This window comes from Vibrio sp. OPT46 (assembly GCF_015163535.1).
In the GTDB taxonomy this organism is placed as follows: domain Bacteria; phylum Pseudomonadota; class Gammaproteobacteria; order Enterobacterales; family Vibrionaceae; genus Vibrio; species Vibrio alginolyticus.
On record NZ_JADDYG010000064.1, the window covers coordinates 1 to 1852 of the forward strand.

Below are 1852 nucleotides of genomic sequence, written 5' to 3' on the forward strand. Positions count from 1 at the left end.
ATGTATCTAGGCCATCTTGAATGTCATTTTTTCTATATACGACGCCGACTTGTGGTTTAAAATCTGAACGCATAACGACAGGTAACTCATTGTAATCAATCAAATTACCCATGTCACAACTGGTCCAACGATACAATAACCAGTCTTTAGCTGGCGTATTATGGCGGATAGTCTTGTTTTCAATTAACCAATTAATGCTTTCGTTAGCTTGGTTAAAATCGGCAACCGTTTGAAACTCTGGCTGGTCGTACGTTACACGGTTGCTCCAGGAGATTCCCCCACTAATATTTGGAGAAGTAGAAGCACTGAATCCAAGGTTAAAATCTAGAGACTCACTGACAGATGCCGTTGCAATGGTGTTTTCTGGAGCATGGCTCATGTGGCGTAAAGGGGCGCCATTTAAATAGCTCAGTGCCAGCTTAAAAGCCGTTGGAACGGTGTAACGGTAATCTCCCCCAGTAGCAAAACCATAGATTTGTTCTTTGTTTGGAACATTAGTCATGTCGAAGCCAGAACCGCCATTTAGGATCAACTTGGCTTCTTTAGCGCCATTTGGTAGCAAAGATTGGTTCCAGACATTTTCTAAAGAATAAATTAAGCGGATTTTTTTCGAGCGTGCATCACCATCATCAAGCTGAAGCAATGTCGAAGTGTAAGATTTCAATGTATCTTCAGCATGTGCTGGTGCTAAAGAACCAAGTAAAGCGAGTGCGATAATACTCGCGGAAAGATGCTGTTTTTCCATTATTTTTTCCTATTAGTCAGCCCATAAAGACTTTTGTTTTAAACCATCTTGATGGGCACTTTATAATTATGGACAGGTTATAAATTCAAGCTCAATAAATGAGCGGTGAAATAGTGCATCTTGTTTTTTATTAAAAAAAGAAAAAGGATAGATTCGTGGGATTAATGTCTCATAGTTTTTAAATTCACCACTCAACTATAATAAATAAGAATTTGGTTATTAAGTCTTGTCTTTTTAAGTTGTTGCTTAATTTTAATTTTCTAATGTTGTGTTGAGATTTTCTATTGATAAAAGTGAATTTTATAAATGTTAGCCATGTTATTTTTAGGGTTTTTGTTATACCAAATTAAGTAAAGTATCGTTATGTGGTTATCTCGGGTTTATGGGTTTAATTCAAATTAAAACAGTGATTTATGTTTTTTTTATTATTTTTTAGAGCTTAATGTAATAGTTTAGTGATTAAGTCCGTCAATGAAGTTGCCATGTTCGTGTATGAAGTTATATGTGCTTTTACAGCAGGAAATTAAACTTTACGTTTAAGATGGTAAAGATAGAAAAAGAAATAAATAAGATTATTAAATAATCATGTTTCGAGAATATAAAATGTAACGTACTTCTAATTAAACGAATGCTTGAATAAACGATGGAGTGTGAAAAGTACTATTTAAGTTACGCTGTCCTATATTCCAGTTGGCATCTTGTTTATACAATGCGTTTTCTCGGCTTAAAACTGGTTTACGTACTGCTAATCTCTTATCCGTTTCTTAATTACACATATTGGCAATATGCTCGCCAAGTTACGTGTATTGGTGTCAATGAAAAACAGTATCTACGATAGCTCTCTCAGGGTTGGAACTGCCACTATGAATTTCCTTCATGTTCAATGTGAAACAATACCAATATTACTCAACTCGTGAAGCAAGTATAAAAAACGGACTGCTCTGGTGTTAGGCACTGCGACCACCGTTTTTAGTACGAACTGTTCGTCGTGAACGCTGCGCAACCTAATGATTGGGAAAACCAAAAAACAAAAAATGTCCCCATGCACAGAGTTAGGAAAAGTCTGCTTTATCTAAGGAAATAGGATACCAACTCACGATGAATAAC

At 35.8% G+C, this 1852-nt stretch carries 1 protein-coding gene; it reads right to left on the reverse strand.

The genetic code is table 11. The features are described from left to right. Positions 1-745, reverse strand: a 745-nt coding sequence (locus IQR33_RS02790; RefSeq protein WP_193843498.1) for a leukocidin family pore-forming toxin, incomplete at its 3' end; no start/stop codon positions are given. Positions 746-1852 lie beyond the last annotated feature (1107 nt).